We start from the raw sequence: 15,835 nt of genomic DNA on the forward strand, positions 1-15,835 counted from the left end.
CTCTGCTCACCGCTACTTCTGTGGTTCTTCCTTATAATCGCATTCGACGCATTGGACTTGTATGCCTTTTTTAAGCTTTTTCTCTACGAGCATATTTTCACATTTCGGGCATTTTCGTTCAATCGGTTTGTCCCAAGATACGAAGTCACAGTCAGGATAACGGTCACAGCCGTAAAAGACGCGTTTCTTTTTTGATTTTCGTTCGACAATGTTTCCTTCATGACACTTAGGACATTTCACGCCGATTTGTTTAACAATCGGTTTAGTATTCCGGCAGTCAGGGAAGTTGGAGCACGCCATGAATTTGCCGTACCGGCCCATTTTATAAACCATCCGGGAGCCGCATAACTCACAATCTTCGTCGGCGTATTCAGGTTCAATTTCCACTTCTTTCATTTCGGCTTCCGCTTTTTTCACACGCTTTTCGAAATCGGAATAGAAGCTGTCAATGATTTGAACCCATTCTGTCTGACCGTCTTCAACATGGTCAAGGTCTCTTTCCATTTTTGCCGTGAATTCAACGTTAATGATTTCCGGGAAAAACTCCATGATGAGATCCAGTACAATCTGTCCGAGCTCAGTCGGCACAAACCGTTTATTGTCTAATGCCACGTAACCGCGCCGCTGGATCGTGTCAAGAGTCGGCGCATATGTGGAAGGACGGCCGATACCGAGTTCTTCAAGCGTTTTAACCAAGCGCGCCTCTGTGTAACGCGGCGGCGGCTGAGTAAAGTGCTGCTCGGGCTCAATATCTTTCGACAAAACCGTGTCTCCCTCTTTAAGGTCCGGAAGCATGCGGTCTTTTTCTTCCAGCTGATCGTCTTTACCCTCTACATAGACTTTCATGAAGCCGGCGAATTTGACTTTACTTCCGTTTGCCCGGAATGTCAATCCGTTATTGCTGAGATCGACACTCATCGTATCCAGAACGGCTGGCGCCATCTGACTTGCAACAAAGCGCTCCCAAATCAGCTTGTATAATCTGAGCTGGTCTCTGCCAAGCACCGCTTTTAAATCAGCAGGTTTTCTGAGTACTGAAGTCGGGCGGATCGCTTCGTGGGCATCTTGAGCGTTTTCATTTTTCTTTGCCGGTTTCCGTTTTCCCGCTAAGTACTCTTTTCCGTACGCCTGATCAATAAAAGCTGACGCCTCTTCAACGGCCGTGTTGGAAATCCTCGTTGAGTCCGTTCTCATATACGTGATGAGTCCGACTGTACCTTCTTTGCCGAGATCAATTCCTTCATATAATTGCTGAGCGATCATCATCGTTTTCTTCGCTCTGAAATTCAGCTTCCTTGCAGCCTCCTGCTGCAGGGTGGACGTTGTAAACGGCAGAGCGGGATTTCGTTTCCGCTCTTTTTTCGTAACCTTGTCTACTGTATACTTATTGCCTTTCAGCTCAGCAAGAACGGCTTTTACGTCTTCTTCGCTTTTTAAAGGAAGCTTTTTGCCGTTTTTTCCGAAAAAGCCGGCTTCAAACGTCTCTTTTCCTTTTAGAAATGAGCCGGTAATCGTCCAGTACTCTTCAGGTTTAAAGTCGTTGATTTCCTTTTCCCGGTCAATGATAATCCGGAGCGCAACGGATTGCACGCGGCCCGCACTGAGGCCTTTTTTTACTTTTTTCCAAAGAATCGGGCTGATTTTGTATCCGACGAGCCGGTCTAATATACGGCGCGCCTGCTGCGCATCGACAAGATCCATGTTAATCATGCGCGGATGTTTAAATGATTCCTTAATGGCGTCTTTTGTTATTTCATTAAAGACGACCCGGCAGTCGGAGCTGAGATCCAGATCAAGACTGTGCGCGAGATGCCATGCAATCGCTTCCCCTTCTCTGTCGGGGTCGGCCGCGAGATAGACTTTTTTTGCTTTCTTTGCCGCTGTTTTTAATTCTTTTAAAACAGGGCCTTTTCCGCGGATCGTAATATATTTCGGTTCAAAGTTCTGTTCGATGTCAACTCCCATTTGACTTTTTGGAAGATCCCGGACATGTCCCATTGAAGCTTTGACTTTATATTTCTTTCCTAAATAACGTTCAATCGTTTTCGCCTTTGCCGGCGATTCGACGATGACTAGATAATCAGACATTTTCATCCCCCTCAAGAGGTGTTCTCTCTCTTTTCAAGTATCAATTCATTTTAGAGCTGCCTTTTTATGGCTTTCAACATTTCATTCTTTATGATGAACGTCATTTTATACATGAAAATAATATGCAACTTTAAATCCTCACTATTATTAAATATTACAATACCGTTTGTCAAACGATATTTCAAAAGGGTTCCGTATACTGAACGCATCGGGCGGTCAGCTCTCCGTCAATATCCTCTGCGCACAATACAGCTTTCGCCCCTTCTTGAATGAGTTTTATAGGTCCTCCGGAATATGGATTAAATATGGAACCGGGAACGGCAAATACCTCTCTCCCTTGATCGAGGGCCTGGTAAGCTGTGATTAATGAACCGCTTTTTTCTTTTCCCTGCACGACTACAATTCCTTCACTTAATCCGCTGATTATACGGTTTCTCATCGGAAAGTGCCACTTTTTCGGCTTTGTTTCAGGAGGATGTTCTGAGAGTAGGAGGTGGTGTTCAGCCATGTATTCTGCTAACAGGAGATTTTCCCGGGGATAAATGTGATGGAATCCGCCGGCTATCACGCCGATCGTAAGCCCTTTTGCCCTGATGCTCGCCTTATGAGACAATCCGTCTATGCCGGATGCAAGCCCGCTTACGATGACCCAGCCTTTTTTTGAGAGTTCGGCGGTAAGATGCCCAACCGCTTTTATTCCGTCTTCCGTCGGTTTCCGCGTGCCCACAATCCCAATTTTTCGGCCTTTTTCAAGAAGCTGCGTATTCCCTTTTGCAAACAAGACGGCCGGCGGATCATAAATCGTTTTAAGCCATGAAGGATAGCGGCTTGATGAAATCGGGATGACAGTAATGCCTTCGCGGCGGTAATCGGACAGAACTTCATCGAGTTCCGAATCCTTGCGTTCTATTTCTCGAAAAATGGCTTTCGGAGCTGTTTTTCCTTCTGATAAAACGGTTAATGGATGCGGGTCCCGTAAAAAAGACAGGGAGTGATCAGCTTTCCACCATTTTAATAGAAGAGACGGGGAAATGATTTGATTGATACTGCAGACCATTAAACAGCGCGATGCTTGATCCAAATCTGGCAACCTCCTCTTTTTTTTACAGTAAAAACAGGAACAGCCGTTACGGCTGCCCCTGCTTCGGTCAGTGAGTTTTGCACGTTTCAAATAAGCCTTTTTCTTTTAACACCTTAATCAGCGTTTCGCCCATTACAGAAGGGGTTTCCGCCACTTCAATCCCGCAGGCGTTCATCGTTTTGACTTTTTCTTCTGCCGTGCCTTTTCCTCCGGAGATGATGGCGCCCGCATGGCCCATGCGTTTTCCCGGAGGAGCGGTTTTACCGCCGATAAAGCCGACAACAGGCTTCGTCATGTTTGCTTTCACCCACTCAGCCGCTTCCTCTTCAGCCGTGCCGCCGATTTCTCCGATCATGATGACGGCATGTGTTTCAGGATCTTCATTGAACGCTTTTAACACGTCAATAAAGTTCGTGCCGTTGACCGGATCACCGCCGATTCCTACAGCGGTAGATTGGCCTAATCCGGCTTCTGAAAGCTGATGGACGGCCTCGTATGTCAATGTACCCGAACGGGATACAACGCCTACATGCCCCTTCTTATGAATGTATCCCGGCATAATGCCGATTTTGCATTCTTCAGGCGTAATAACACCCGGACAGTTCGGCCCTATTAATCTCGTTTTCTTGCCTTCCATAAAGCGCTTCACTTTCACCATGTCCAAAACCGGAATGTGCTCAGTGATACAAATGACAAGATCAATTTCCGCGTCAACCGCTTCCATAATTGCGTCCGCCGCAAAAGGAGCCGGCACGTAAATGACTGACGCATCAGCGCCTGTTGTATGAACTGCTTCTGCGACCGTATTGAATACCGGTACGCCTTCCGCTTCCGTTCCGCCTTTACCAGGTGTTACACCGCCAACGATATTCGTGCCGTATTCCAGCATCTGCTTTGTATGAAATAAAGCGGTAGAACCTGTAATCCCCTGTACAATAACTCTCGTATCTTTATTGATAAAAACACTCATTATCTGGTCCCCTGCCTTTCATTCTTTCCTAAACTAAGGATACGATTTTCTGCGCGCCGTCTGCCATTGATTCCGCAGATGTAATGTTTAAGCCTGATTCATTCAGGATTTTCTTTCCTAAATCTACGTTTGTCCCTTCAAGGCGCACGACCAGCGGCAATGTCAATCCGACTTGTCTCGTCGCTTCAACAACACCCTCGGCGATGACATCGCACTTCATGATGCCTCCGAAAATATTTACGAAAATTCCTTTTACGTTTTGATCGGAAAGAATGATTTTAAAAGCTTCCGTTACTTTTTCAGCGGTTGCGCCGCCCCCGACATCCAGGAAGTTTGCAGGTTCTCCGCCGTAGTGTTTAATGATATCCATTGTAGACATTGCAAGACCCGCGCCGTTTACCATACAGCCGATATTTCCATCAAGGGAAATGTAGCTCAGATCGTATTTTGACGCTTCGATTTCTTTCGGATCTTCTTCATCTAAATCTCTGTATTCCATAATATCTTTTTGTCTGTATAACGCATTGCTGTCAAAGTTCAGCTTAGCATCGAGCGCCATGACGTTTCCGTCTCCCGTGACGACGAGAGGGTTGATCTCGGCGATGGAGCAGTCCTTCTCAACAAATGCTTTATATAAACCGAGCATAAATTTAGCGGCTTTGCCGACAAGCTCTTTCGGGATGTTAATTGCGAATGCAATTTCCCTTGCCTGATAGCCTTGAAGGCCGACAGCCGGATCAATAACCGCTTTTTTAATTTTTTCAGGTGTTTTTTCCGCTACTTCTTCAATCTCCGTTCCGCCTTCTTCAGACGCCATTAAAACGATTCTTGAAGTGGCGCGGTCAAGTACAAGCCCGACATAGTATTCCTTTTTAATATCGCAGCCTTCTTCAATAAGTAAGCGTTTTATTACTTGTCCGTCCGGACCCGTTTGATGGGTGACGAGCGTCTTGCCTAACAGTTCTTCGGCATACCCCTTCACTTCATCTATTGTTTTTGCAATCTTTACCCCACCAGCTTTGCCGCGGCCGCCAGCATGGATTTGCGCCTTTACGACATAAACCGAGCTTGACAGGCTCTCTGCTTTTTCAACTGCTTCCTCTGCTGTAAAAGCCACTTTACCTTCAGGAACAGACACCCCGTATTTTCTGAGGACTTCTTTTCCCTGGTACTCATGGATATTCATTTCCCATCCTCCTAACTTATGTAGCAAAACTAAAAATAGACTGCGCTTTCATTCTATATAATACTGGAAGAATTGTCTAGGGTTCAAAACAAAATCTTTATATCCTTCCGAACATTCTAACTTTTATTTTATTGAAAATATAAATTTATACGGAGTCTGGGAAATGAATGTTCCTTATTTTTCGTTTTTCAGGCTTTCATCCAGTCGGTAAACAAATGAAAAAATTTCAGCAACGGTCTCATAAAGCGCTTCCGGTATCTGATCGTCGACCGTCAAATGGCGCATTAATTCGACAAGGGTTCTGTCTTCCTGAATGGGAACCCCCGCCTTCTCAGCTTCTTTTATGATACTTTCCGCGACATGCCCCCTGCCTGTCGCGATAACCTTCGGGGCTTGGTCTTTCTGCCGGTCGTAATGCAGGGCGACAGCTCTTCTTAACGGTGTTTGCTCTTTCATATTTTCACATCCACTTTTCGTCCGCCGTCTTTTTGTATAAACTCTTCCACAAGAGCGCTCTGGTCTTTCGGTCGCCGCTTTTTAGCCGTAACGCCCGACAGACTGAAGCCCGTTTCTTTTACAGCCTCTTTTAAAGCCGGTACGAGAGGGTCGATGGCCGCCTGAAGCTCAAAATCGGTTTCAACCGTAATGGTCATTACATTTTGCTGAATCATGCAGTCCACGACGGTTTCTTGCAGCGTTTCAAGATGCAGCAAAAACAGAAGCCTGCAATGTGACGGATCGAGTTTTCCGTCCGACTTCTTCCGTCCTTTAAAGAGAACTGTGATGTCATTCTCATATGCGGACGCTCCCAGCGGAAATGACAGCACCATCTGTGTAAAAGATGGGTTCTGTTGCTCAATAAACAGCTGGCCGTTTAATTTATGAATGAGCGGTTCCGCCTCTTGTTTAACGGATTGGGGCGCGTCTTGAAGCGTCCGGACGGCTTGGAGAGCCGTTTTCAGCGCTTGTTTCTCCGGCTGCGGAGTCACGCCTTTTTCAAGCGCTGTAATGAATGATAATTCATCACGGGTGCCCAGCCCTTTTTTGATTCTTTGCAAAAGGCTTAATACGTCATGTTTTTCTGCATATTTCAGTTCAGTAAGCTGAACGGCTTTTTCGAAAACAGCCGCCTCCTGTTCTGTCAGATGTACGTTTTGGAGAACAAGTGCTGTTTTGGATGTTTTTTCTTGAGAAATGAAAGCCTTGATGATGTCCGCTGTTTCTTTTACGGGACGGTTTTCATTCTTTTCGGCTGATGTCATTAATTTTTCGATAAGCTGTCTTGCCGCTTTTTCAGGCAGCTCCGTATCTGTCCGGGCATGCGGAGGAGAAGGGCGGCTTGAGACTGCCTTTACGTTTTCACGAGTCTCTCGGACAATTGGTGATTGTTTTAATTCCGTCCGTTCTCCTTTATCCATCGGCCCGGTTTCTGAAATCGGCATGCGTGCGGCCTCGGCAAGCTTCTTCAAGAGGCGCTCAGCATGAAGATCCGTTTCTGCGTCTAACACGTCAGAAACCGCCTCTTGAAGCGCGGACAGCTCTTTTGCCGATTGCGGAGCCTGATTGATTGCCTGAAGCAGTCCGGAAAGAAGGCGGCGGGCCGGAACCGGATATTTAACCGCATGAATGGCTGACAAGACTTCCGGATGCGCGGGCAGTTCCCGTTTCAGCGCAAATACGATTGTTTCTGCCGCCTTTTTCGATTCGGCGGCCGGAAGCGATTCAGCCCAGCGGATGCAGGCTTTGAGGCTGTTTTCCGTCATTGGGAGCTTCTGCTGCATAAACGTTTCGGCAATCTGCAGAGATACCGGGTTCGGTTTGACGGAAAGAGCGTTTAACAGTCTTCCCGCCGCTTCCTGAACGGTTTTCGGGCTTCCTTCAAATTGGTCAACAACATGAAGCCGGCCCATTTTTTCCGCCGGCTGTCTGTCATAAGAAAACCAGTAATACGCCTGAGGACGGAGGGCGGTTTCAAGCTTTCCCTGCATCGTCCGGCCGCCGATTTGGATAAGCGCGCTTTGATCGTCCAGCAAACGGAGAACCTTCCCTAACAGCAGTCTTTTTTCGCCGCTGTCTTTACCGCCGTCTTGCCGATCCTGAGAGATTTCCGACGTCAGCTGTCTGAAAGCCGCTTGGATTTCGCCGCTTATGTTCATGTCTTAAGCCTCTTTTCTAACAATAAGATTGAACGGGAGCGAATGTTTTACGGTGAATATTTGTCGGTCCGTATGCCTGAAGAGCTTCAAGATGTTCTTTCGTTCCGTAGCCTTTATTTTTTTCAAAGCCGTACATGGGATAGGTTTTGGCGTACTCCGCCATGAGACGGTCCCGCGTTACTTTAGCAATGCAGGCTCCGGCGGCAATTGACACGCTTTTGGCATCCCCTTTTATAACAGATGACTGCGGAATGTCAAGCGGAAGCGTCATGGCATCTGCAAGCAGATAATCAGGTGTTTCCGATAAAGCATTGACCGCTTTTACCATCGCGAGTCTCGCGGCCTCATAAATGTTGATCCGGTCAATGACATCCGCATGGACAATGCCTACTCCTATCGCTGCGGCTTCTTCCGTAATCCGATCGTAATACTCCCCGAGCTTCTTTTCCGACAGTTTCTTCGAGTCCGTGAGCCCGAGAATCTCGCATTCTGCCGGCAAAATGACAGCACCCGCGACAACCGGTCCGGCAAGCGGCCCTCTTCCCGCTTCGTCAACGCCTGCAATCAGGCGGAAACCCTTTTTGTATGACAGCCTTTCGTATGCCGTCATGTTCAGCCACTGCTCTTTAAGGGCTTTTTCCTTCGCGTGTTTTTTCAGCCATTGCTCTAAAAGCGTCTGTACGCTTTTTCTCGGATCTTTTTCACATTGGGCAAGGAATGGGTCTCTTTCATCTTTGACCTCTTGCAGGCGTTCTTTTACGCTTTTTACGGTTAATGTATTCACGTGCTCTTCTCCCTTACATTATGTATATCGGTATTCTGCGGAAAAAATAAAGACCCGCATCGCTGCGCGTCTTTATTCTGATGGCGTTTCAAATGAAAGCCTGCCGAACTTTTCCGTCCGGATGTCCCGGATGATGACTTCTGTCGTTTTATCGTAGTCAATCAGTCCGCCGCCCATTAAACAGCCGCGTTTTTCACCGATCGCGTCAAAAAGAGCGGCGATATCCTCAGGGATTTCCTGAAGTCCGTAACGCTCCTTTAAGCGGTCTGGATAATGCTCTTCCAGAAAGCGCAGCCCGAAAACGGCCACATCCTGCAGGTTGATAATGGTATCTTTAATCGCCCCGGTGATCGCCAGACGCAAACCGACAAGCTCGTCTTCAAATTTAGGCCATAAAATTCCCGGTGTATCGAGCAGCTCTAATTCCTTGCCTACCTTTACCCACTGCTGTGAAGTGGTAATGCCGGGCCTGTCTCCCGTCTTGGCAATATTTTTTTTGGCCAGACGGTTGATGAGCGTCGATTTCCCGACGTTCGGAATGCCGATGATTAATGCGCGGATCGCTCTTGGCTTAATGCCTTTTGCTTTCATTTTATCGAACTTATCTTTCAGCAGTTCTTTCGAGGACGGCACGATTTGATGCAGCCCCTGTCCGTTAACGGAATTTATTGAAAGAGAGGGAATCCCCTGTCCCTGAAAGTGATCCTTCCATTGGGCCGTTACAGCCGCATCGGCCTTATCGGCTTTATTTAAAAGCATAATGCGCGGCTTGTTTTTTAAAATTTCCTCAATCATCGGATTTCTCGATGACATCGGTATTCTTGCATCCACCAATTCGTAGACGATATCAATTAACTTCAGCTTTTCTGTTACTTCCCGTCTCGCTTTAGCCATATGGCCCGGGAACCATTGAATGGTCATGTGACTTCGACACCTGCCTTATTTGCCGGAACTGTATGTCCCGGTGATCTCTTATGTATTTTACGTTGCTTGTTCCGCTTTTACAAATGTCATATAAAAAAAGAGCCTGTTACGGGTAACAAGCTCTTTTCGTTCGTTATCATTATCGTCTGATTTCTTTAATACGAGCCGCTTTTCCGCGAAGTTCACGCAAGTAGTAAAGCTTAGCGCGACGTACTTTACCGTAACGTACAACTTCGATTTTCGCGATTTTTGGTGTGTGTACAGGGAATGTACGTTCAACGCCAACACCGTAAGAAATCTTACGAACTGTGAACGTTTCGCTGATTCCACCACCACGACGCTTGATCACAACACCTTCGAAGATCTGGATACGCTCACGGTTACCCTCAACAACTTTTACGTGTACACGTAAAGTGTCACCAGGACGGAACGCAGGAAGATCAGTGCGAAGCTGTTCTTTTGTGATATCTTGAATTAGTTTTTGCATCGTTTTCAACTCCTTCCAACAGATGCTCTTAGCCACAACTGCAAGGCACAGCGGAACATCGTTTTCAAGCTTTTGAAGGATAAGCCTTCTTAAGCCACAAGTAGTATCTTATCATATCTTCATTGCCTGCGCAATAGAATCTATTCGTTTTCCCACTCGGAAATCCATTTTCTTTGCTCATCGGTGAGAGGATAGTTTTCAAGAAGGTCCGGACGTCTTAAAAAGGTTCTTCTGATTGATTCTTTATTGCGCCATTCTTTTATTTTGGCATGGTTGCCGGACAGAAGCGTCTCAGGCACTTTTAAGCCTTTATAATCTGCAGGCCTTGTATAATGCGGATGCTCTAAAAGCCCCGTGCTGAAGGAATCCTCCACGTGGGATGCTTCTTTTCCGAGGACACCCGGCAAAAGCCTGACAACGCTGTCGGCAATCATCATGGCCGGGAGCTCTCCGCCTGTCAGCACAAAGTCCCCGATGGAGATTTCATCCGTGACAAGGTGTTCCCGGATCCGTTCATCATACCCTTCATAATGTCCGCAAATAAACATCAGATGTTCCTCTTCCGCCAGCTCCTCGGCTTTCTTCTGCGTATAACGTTCACCTTGCGGGCAGACGAGAATAATGCGCGGCTTGGCGTCCGTACCGGCTGTCAGCTTTTCAACAGCATCAAACACAGGCTGCGGCTTTAACACCATCCCGGCTCCCCCGCCGTACGGGTAATCATCAACCGTTTGGTGTTTATTATCCGAAAAAGCCCGGAAATTGATGACGTCAAAACGGACAGCCTCTTTTTCCTGTGCTTTTTGCAGGATGGATGAGCCGAGAACCCCTTGAAACATCTCGGGAAACAGTGTTAAAAAGTCGATTTTCATTCGTCTATTAACCCTTCCATTACATGAATCTTAATTGTCTTCTCATTTATATTAATATCCTTGACCACAGAAGCGATATACGGAATGAGCGCATCTTTTTTCCCTTTTCTTGCAACCACCCATACGTCATTAGCCCCGGGCGTCAAGATTTCCTTCACTGTGCCGATCAGTTCCCCGTCCTCTGATACCACTTCGCAGCCGATGATTTCATGAAAATAAAATTCATCTTCTTCAAGCTCTCCCAAGTCTTCTTCAGGGACTTTGATCACCATGTTTCTTAGGTGTTCGACTTCATTAAGACTCGGCATTTCTTTGAATTGCAGCAGGTGAAACTGCTTGTGAAGCCTGTGGGTGCTGACCGTTACCTTGATTGGCTCCGCAGCCCCTTCCGCAAACAAATAGAGCGTATTGCCGGGCTTGTACCTTTCTTCGGCAAAGTCCGTTTTAGAAATGACCCGCACTTCGCCTTTAATGCCGTGGGTATTTACAATTTTGCCTACATTAAACCATCTGTTTGTCATATTATCACCTCGGGCGAATTTCAATTACTACCCCGTCTTTTATGACGATGGTATTTGCCGCTGTTTTTTCATGCCAGTTATCACCGACGTTGATTGAAAGCAGCGCATCGATCTCCTTTTCCTTCACTTCGCTTCCGAGCGGGAGCGAATGTGTCTGGCTTATTTGGAAATCGATCATTTTGATTTTGTCTTGTCTTTTTTCAATGGCTTTTTTAAAAGATTCCGCCACATCGGGATTCTGCGGATCTTTTTCATGTTTTCTAAGCTGAAAATAGAGCTGGCTGCATTCTCGTTCAAGCGTTTGCTTTTTTTCTGCAAAAGAGGCCAAAAGCTTTTCCTTGCTTTGCTCGGTCAGAACTTGCATAACGGTTACCCTGTGAATAATCTGCATAGGACCAGACTCCCCACTCTTCCAACATATTTCTGTTCATTTTCCTTTTTTACGTGTAAAAAAAGGGGAGGTGCCGGCCCTCTCCCTTTCAGTCAAATATTTCAAATTGAACTTTCTTAGAAGACTGTGCGCCAGCTGCAAAAACGACGGTTCGAATCGCTCTTGCAGTCCGGCCTTGCTTTCCGATAATTTTACCGGTATCTGACTTATTGACAGATAAGCGCAGCGCAATCTTTTGATCGGTCTCTTCTTTTGTGACCGTTATGTCTTCCGGATGGTCGACAAGCGGAGCCACAATGCTGACAATCAAATCTTCCAAGTTCTGATCAGTCATTACTTGCCTTGTTTAGCGTTGTGGAATTTTTCCATAATTCCTTGGCTTGAGAACAAGTTGCGGACTGTATCAGAAGGTTTAGCTCCTGTTTGCAGCCATTTAAGAGCAAGCTCTTCGTTGATTTTCACTTCAGCCGGCTTTGCAACCGGGTTGTATGTTCCGACTGTTTCGATGAAACGGCCGTCACGCGGTGAACGAGAATCTGCTACAACAATACGATAGAAAGGAGATTTTTTTGCTCCCATACGTTTTAAACGAATTTTTACTGCCATTTTACTAGCACCTCCGAAAATATTTCAACAAGATAGTATATTAACAATGATAAAAGTGTTTGTAAAGTGTTTTTTCTTAACAACGGTTTTATCATGTATAACCGATTACATAAAAGGTAATTTGAAGCCTTTTTTCTTCCCTTTTGTCATGTTGGTCATCTGCTTCATCATTTTTTTCATTTCCTCAAACTGCTTTAAAAGACGGTTGACTTCCTGAACGGATGTTCCGCTTCCTTTGGCAATCCGCTTCCGCCGGCTGGCGTTAATGATATCCGGCTGTTCTTTTTCAAGAACGGTCATTGATTTAATGATCGCTTCCACATGATTCAGCTGTTTTTCATCGACTTGGATGTTTTTTAAGCCTTTCATTTTGCCTGCGCCGGGCATCATTTGCAGCAGTTCGTCAAGAGGCCCCATGTTTCGGACCTGGCCGAGCTGCTCAAGAAAATCATCCAATGTGAAGCTCATCGTTCTCATTTTCTGCTCAAGCTCTTTGGCTTTGTCTTCATCAACTGTCGCCTGAGCTTTTTCAATCAGGGTTAACACGTCACCCATTCCGAGAATCCGGGATGCCATACGCTCGGGATGGAACGCTTCTAAAGCGTCGAGTTTTTCTCCCATTCCGGCGAATTTAATCGGCGTTTCAGTGACTGCGCGGATAGAAAGCGCCGCACCTCCGCGGGTATCCCCGTCAAGCTTTGTTAAAACGACGCCCGTTAAACCGAGCTGGTCATTAAAGCTTTTGGCGACGTTCACCGCATCCTGACCGGTCATTGAATCGACAACAAGGAAAATTTCTTCAGGGTTTGCGACTTCCTTTACACCTGAGAGCTCATCCATCAGTTCGTGATCGATGTGCAGCCGTCCGGCGGTATCTAAAATCACATAATCATGATGCTCTTCCTTCGCTTTTTCAATCGCCTGTCTGGCAATTTCCACCGGGCTGACCTGATCGCCAAGCGAAAAGACCGGCATATCAAGCTGTTTCCCCAGTGTTTCCAGCTGCTTAATCGCAGCGGGGCGGTAAATATCTGCAGCCACGAGCAGCGGTTTGCGGTTATGTTTTTTGCGCAGCAGGTTGGCGAGCTTCCCCGTGGTTGTCGTTTTACCGGCACCTTGGAGCCCGACCATCATAATAACGGTCGGCGGGCGTTTGGCGACGGCAATTTTGCTTTCTTCGCCGCCCATCAGCTCGGTAAGCTCTTCTTTTACGACTTTAATAACCTGCTGACCGGGTGTCAGACTCTTCATGACTTCGTGTCCGACAGCCCGTTCACTTACTTTTTTCACAAAATCCTTTACGACTTTAAAGTTAACGTCAGCCTCAAGAAGCGCAAGACGAACTTCACGCATCATCTCTTTTACGTCTTGTTCGCTGACTTTTCCTTTTCCGCGGATTTTTGAAATCGTCTTTTGCAGTCGGTCGGCTAATCCTTCAAATGCCATTGTTTGCCGCCTCCTAATCTAATTTCTCAAGCGCTTCAATCAGAGCCGTCATTTTTTCCTCTTCCTGCAAGCCGGAAGCAAGCTCTTTCAGCTTTGTAAACATTTCTTTACGCTCCTGAAACTTTTTAAAAAGGAGCAGTTTTTCTTCATATTGTTCAAGCATCGCTTCAGTCCGTTTGATGTTATCGTAAACGGCTTGCCTTGAAACGTCATACTCTTCGGCTATTTCACCAAGGGAGAAATCGTCCAGATAATAAAGCGACATATAGCTCTTTTGTTTTGACGTCAGCAACGACTGATAGAAGTCAAACAAATAGTTCATTCTCGTCGTTTTTTCGAGCGACATTTGAGCTCTCCCCTTTGTTAAGTCAAATCCCTTTACAAAAACATAGTTTACATGGTTTCAGAGCGTGTGTCAAGTTTTTATCTTGTCAAAGCATTGAGGCTCTTTTTACATAATAAGTTTATTAAAAAAATTCATATAGACCGCCGTTAAAATACTCGAATTCTTGTTTTGATACACGATAGCGGCAATAACCTTCGTAAAAAGCATTGAGGCATGCTTCATTTGTGACAAAATGACGGATCGCTAATGATTCATCATATCGCGGATCTCCCGCCGATATTCCCGCAGCATCGATAAACAGACAGACCTCTCCGTCTTTCACCAGCACATTATCAGTCGTGCAGTCACCGTGAATCATTGTCTGCTGAACAGGAACAGGCCTGTAACGGTCCAATGCTTTCAAAAGCTCTTCACTTCCTTCAGCCTGTCCTTTTTTGACATATTCCCCGGCCCGTTTAATTTGCAGATCGAGCCAGTCTGTTTCCGGCTGTAAACCAGGTACCATTTCGGTTTCATGCAGCCGTTGCAGAAACTGGCCGAAACTTTTGATCAGCTTTTTCTTTTCAGTATCCCCTTTTGCTTTTCTTAAAGCAGAAGTCAAGGTGATTCCATCCTCAAATGACATGACGATATGGCTGGCATGCCGTTCCTGTATAAACCCATAAAAAACGGGAACAGGCAGATGATGAGTTTTTGTGAGCTTCTGCAAAACAAAGGCTTCTCTCCTTAACCATTCCCGATACCTTTGTTGAAAAGAACTTTTCAGCAGAAATGCGCCTTGGCCGGTCACTATTTTTCGAACGGTTGAAGTGCCTCCCTGTTCATCCAGCAACGACATATGTTTTATCGCGCCGATCTTACTTTCCAATTCAGCTTTCAGCCATTTGTCCAACAACTGCTCCTCCATTCCGAGTATCAATGCGTATAAAAAACGAGTATAAAATGGACGGTTTTATACTCGTTTTTTATTCATTAATCCTCGGCTTTTTCAACTAAATCAGAAAAGAGACCGTATACGTAAGATTCTGCATCAAAACGCTGGAGATCGTCAACCTTTTCTCCGAGGCCGACCAATTTAACGGGGATGTGAAGCTCATTGCGGATCGCCAGGACGATACCGCCTTTTGCGGTGCCGTCAAGCTTCGTTAACGCGATACCCGTCACATTCGTCGCTTTGGAGAATTCTTTCGCCTGCGCCATCGCATTCTGACCTGTCGTCGCATCAAGCGCGAGCAGAACCTCATGCGGAGCCTCAGGCACTTCTCGTTCGATGACGCGTTTGACTTTTTCAAGCTCTTTCATTAAGTTTACTTTATTCTGAAGGCGGCCGGCCGTATCACAAATCAGCACATCCGCGCCTCTTGCTTTAGCCGCGTGTACGGCATCGTAAATAACCGCCGCAGGGTCGCTCCCGGCAGCCTGCTTAATGACAGGCACGCCAGTACGCTCCCCCCACACTTCAAGCTGTTCAATCGCCCCGGCTCTGAAGGTGTCTCCGGCAGCAAGCACAACGGATTTGCCTTCATTCTTCAGCTTGTGGGCCAGCTTTCCGATCGTTGTCGTTTTTCCGACGCCATTTACGCCGACAAGAAGAATAACATTTAAGCGCCCGTCCTGAATATTCAGTTCAGAAATCTGTTCGTCGCCGCTGTTATAAATGTCGACGAGCTTTTCAGAAATGACGGACTGCACTTCCTGAGGGTCCTGGATGTTTTTCAGCTTCACTTCTTTTTTGAGCTCGTCGATCAGTTCCATAACCGTTGTGAAACCGACGTCAGCACTAATCAGCACTTCCTCAAGCTCTTCGAAGAAATCTTCGTCGACTTTCCGGTAGCGGGAGACGAGCTCGTTCACTTTATTTGAGAAGGAATTTCTTGTTTTTTCGAGACCATCTTTAAATTTTTCAGAGACGGAGTCTGTCTGTTTCGTGATTTTCTCTTTTAATTTTTTAAAAAAGCTCATCTTTCAACCTCTTTC

18 protein-coding genes are annotated in these 15,835 nt (G+C 46.3%); all 18 read right to left on the reverse strand.

Annotation, left to right across the window (positions count from 1 at the left end):
* Positions 1–12: 12 nt before the first annotated feature.
* Positions 13–2,088 (reverse strand): type I DNA topoisomerase, encoded by a 2,076-nt coding sequence (topA, locus tag ACXN9U_RS06525; RefSeq protein ID WP_489202343.1) that lies wholly within the window; start codon positions 2,086–2,088, stop codon positions 13–15.
* A 181-nt stretch (positions 2,089–2,269) separates the two neighbouring features.
* Complete coding sequence (dprA, locus tag ACXN9U_RS06530) at positions 2,270–3,169, reverse strand: DNA-processing protein DprA (protein ID WP_489202344.1); 900 nt, start codon at positions 3,167–3,169, stop codon at positions 2,270–2,272.
* A gap of 67 nt (positions 3,170–3,236) precedes the next feature.
* Positions 3,237–4,139 (reverse strand): succinate--CoA ligase subunit alpha, encoded by a 903-nt coding sequence (gene sucD, locus ACXN9U_RS06535; RefSeq protein ID WP_060962801.1) that lies wholly within the window; start codon positions 4,137–4,139, stop codon positions 3,237–3,239.
* 28 nt (positions 4,140–4,167) lie between these two features.
* Entirely contained in the window at positions 4,168–5,325 is a 1,158-nt protein-coding gene (sucC, locus tag ACXN9U_RS06540) for an ADP-forming succinate--CoA ligase subunit beta (RefSeq protein ID WP_016936134.1), read from the reverse strand.
* Positions 5,326–5,499: 174 nt separating this feature from the next.
* Entirely contained in the window at positions 5,500–5,781 is a 282-nt protein-coding gene (locus ACXN9U_RS06545; RefSeq protein WP_060962802.1) for a FlhB-like flagellar biosynthesis protein, read from the reverse strand.
* Entirely contained in the window at positions 5,778–7,481 is a 1,704-nt protein-coding gene (locus tag ACXN9U_RS06550; protein ID WP_489202345.1) for a glycosyl transferase, read from the reverse strand. The genes ACXN9U_RS06545 and ACXN9U_RS06550 overlap by 4 nt, the downstream gene beginning before the upstream one ends.
* A 16-nt stretch (positions 7,482–7,497) precedes the next feature.
* A complete protein-coding gene (rnhB, locus tag ACXN9U_RS06555; RefSeq protein ID WP_060962804.1) occupies positions 7,498–8,265 on the reverse strand; it encodes a ribonuclease HII in 768 nt (255 codons plus the stop codon).
* Between the two features lie 72 nt (positions 8,266–8,337).
* Complete coding sequence (ylqF, locus tag ACXN9U_RS06560) at positions 8,338–9,186, reverse strand: ribosome biogenesis GTPase YlqF (RefSeq protein WP_489202346.1); 849 nt, start codon at positions 9,184–9,186, stop codon at positions 8,338–8,340.
* Between the two features lie 142 nt (positions 9,187–9,328).
* Positions 9,329–9,676 carry a 50S ribosomal protein L19 gene (gene rplS / locus ACXN9U_RS06565; RefSeq protein WP_003154288.1) on the reverse strand — a complete coding sequence of 116 codons (348 nt, stop codon included), beginning with the start codon at positions 9,674–9,676 and terminating at the stop codon, positions 9,329–9,331.
* Positions 9,677–9,816: 140 nt separating this feature from the next.
* On the reverse strand, positions 9,817–10,548 hold the full coding sequence (gene trmD / locus ACXN9U_RS06570) for a tRNA (guanosine(37)-N1)-methyltransferase TrmD (protein ID WP_045926117.1): 732 nt from the start codon (positions 10,546–10,548) through the stop codon (positions 9,817–9,819).
* On the reverse strand, positions 10,545–11,069 hold the full coding sequence (rimM, locus tag ACXN9U_RS06575) for a ribosome maturation factor RimM (RefSeq protein WP_060962805.1): 525 nt from the start codon (positions 11,067–11,069) through the stop codon (positions 10,545–10,547). Before rimM ends, trmD begins: the two co-directional genes overlap by 4 nt.
* Before the next feature lie 4 nt (positions 11,070–11,073).
* Positions 11,074–11,460: a YlqD family protein gene (locus ACXN9U_RS06580; protein WP_060962806.1), complete on the reverse strand. Its 387-nt coding sequence runs from the start codon at positions 11,458–11,460 to the stop codon at positions 11,074–11,076.
* 88 nt (positions 11,461–11,548) lie between these two features.
* Positions 11,549–11,794, reverse strand: a complete 246-nt coding sequence (locus ACXN9U_RS06585; RefSeq protein ID WP_007611392.1) for a KH domain-containing protein — start codon at positions 11,792–11,794, stop codon at positions 11,549–11,551.
* Positions 11,794–12,066, reverse strand: coding sequence for a 30S ribosomal protein S16 (gene rpsP / locus ACXN9U_RS06590; RefSeq protein ID WP_003154296.1), 273 nt, complete (start codon positions 12,064–12,066; stop codon positions 11,794–11,796). Before rpsP ends, ACXN9U_RS06585 begins: the two co-directional genes overlap by 1 nt.
* Before the next feature lie 105 nt (positions 12,067–12,171).
* The gene (gene ffh / locus ACXN9U_RS06595; RefSeq protein ID WP_060962807.1) at positions 12,172–13,512 is read right to left on the reverse strand and encodes a signal recognition particle protein; all 1,341 of its coding nucleotides are present in this window, start codon (positions 13,510–13,512) and stop codon (positions 12,172–12,174) included.
* Between the two features lie 13 nt (positions 13,513–13,525).
* Positions 13,526–13,858 carry a putative DNA-binding protein gene (locus ACXN9U_RS06600; protein WP_003154299.1) on the reverse strand — a complete coding sequence of 111 codons (333 nt, stop codon included), beginning with the start codon at positions 13,856–13,858 and terminating at the stop codon, positions 13,526–13,528.
* Between the two features lie 121 nt (positions 13,859–13,979).
* The gene (locus tag ACXN9U_RS06605; protein ID WP_489202347.1) at positions 13,980–14,750 is read right to left on the reverse strand and encodes a phosphotransferase family protein; all 771 of its coding nucleotides are present in this window, start codon (positions 14,748–14,750) and stop codon (positions 13,980–13,982) included.
* A gap of 80 nt (positions 14,751–14,830) precedes the next feature.
* Entirely contained in the window at positions 14,831–15,820 is a 990-nt protein-coding gene (gene ftsY / locus ACXN9U_RS06610) for a signal recognition particle-docking protein FtsY (protein WP_047475039.1), read from the reverse strand.
* Positions 15,821–15,835 lie beyond the last annotated feature (15 nt).

The sequence above is a fragment of the Bacillus sp. BACIII genome (assembly GCF_057836745.1).

Excerpts from the sequence above, each read along its gene's own strand:
- ylqF (WP_489202346.1), bottom strand. The coding sequence starts at position 9,186 with ATGACCATTCAATGGTTCCCGGGCCATATGGCTAAAGCGAGACGGGAA.
- rimM (WP_060962805.1), bottom strand. The coding sequence starts at position 11,069 with ATGACAAACAGATGGTTTAATGTAGGCAAAATTGTAAATACCCACGGC.
- sucC (WP_016936134.1), bottom strand. The coding sequence starts at position 5,325 with ATGAATATCCATGAGTACCAGGGAAAAGAAGTCCTCAGAAAATACGGG.
- sucD (WP_060962801.1), bottom strand. The coding sequence starts at position 4,139 with ATGAGTGTTTTTATCAATAAAGATACGAGAGTTATTGTACAGGGGATT.
- ACXN9U_RS06585 (WP_007611392.1), bottom strand. The coding sequence starts at position 11,794 with ATGACTGATCAGAACTTGGAAGATTTGATTGTCAGCATTGTGGCTCCG.
- ACXN9U_RS06600 (WP_003154299.1), bottom strand. The coding sequence starts at position 13,858 with ATGTCGCTCGAAAAAACGACGAGAATGAACTATTTGTTTGACTTCTAT.
- ffh (WP_060962807.1), bottom strand. The coding sequence starts at position 13,512 with ATGGCATTTGAAGGATTAGCCGACCGACTGCAAAAGACGATTTCAAAA.
- trmD (WP_045926117.1), bottom strand. The coding sequence starts at position 10,548 with ATGAAAATCGACTTTTTAACACTGTTTCCCGAGATGTTTCAAGGGGTT.
- rpsP (WP_003154296.1), bottom strand. The coding sequence starts at position 12,066 with ATGGCAGTAAAAATTCGTTTAAAACGTATGGGAGCAAAAAAATCTCCT.
- rplS (WP_003154288.1), bottom strand. The coding sequence starts at position 9,676 with ATGCAAAAACTAATTCAAGATATCACAAAAGAACAGCTTCGCACTGAT.
- ftsY (WP_047475039.1), bottom strand. The coding sequence starts at position 15,820 with ATGAGCTTTTTTAAAAAATTAAAAGAGAAAATCACGAAACAGACAGAC.
- ACXN9U_RS06580 (WP_060962806.1), bottom strand. The coding sequence starts at position 11,460 with ATGCAGATTATTCACAGGGTAACCGTTATGCAAGTTCTGACCGAGCAA.
- ACXN9U_RS06545 (WP_060962802.1), bottom strand. The coding sequence starts at position 5,781 with ATGAAAGAGCAAACACCGTTAAGAAGAGCTGTCGCCCTGCATTACGAC.
- topA (WP_489202343.1), bottom strand. The coding sequence starts at position 2,088 with ATGTCTGATTATCTAGTCATCGTCGAATCGCCGGCAAAGGCGAAAACG.
- ACXN9U_RS06550 (WP_489202345.1), bottom strand. The coding sequence starts at position 7,481 with ATGAACATAAGCGGCGAAATCCAAGCGGCTTTCAGACAGCTGACGTCG.